This window comes from Bacillus sp. JJ722 (assembly GCF_036963345.1).
GTDB lineage: Bacteria > Bacillota > Bacilli > Bacillales > DSM-1321 > Bacillus_AD.
Window position 1 is genome coordinate 18,040 of the sequence record NZ_JBALMO010000025.1, and the last position, 291, is coordinate 18,330.

At 37.1% G+C, this 291-nt stretch carries 1 protein-coding gene; it reads left to right on the forward strand.

Annotated elements, in window-relative coordinates; genetic code table 11:
• Positions 1-211, forward strand: a 211-nt coding sequence (locus V7014_RS04155) for a hypothetical protein (protein ID WP_335504475.1), incomplete at its 5' end; no start/stop codon positions are given.
• Between the last annotated feature and the right edge of the window lie 80 nt (positions 212-291).

The window sequence follows — 291 nt, forward strand, 5'->3', positions numbered from 1 at the left end:
CGACCCCTTTAAAAATATCATACGCGGTGAGGGAATTGGGAGCGTAATGGTTTGGAAGGAAAAGAGTGGAGTATATACAAAATTAGGAGGAAACTCCTATTCACAATTAGCTCAGCTTATAAGTAATATGGGCTACAACAAGGCGGTTGACTTTGAGGTCAGGACGATGTTGGGTGCAGAATACAGAATACATTTCTCAAAAGGTATGTGATTTTTAAGGATGGCATCTAATTAAGAGTTATACCAGTTGTTTAATACTATAAACTGGTAGCTTTAATTGTGGTTTAATTG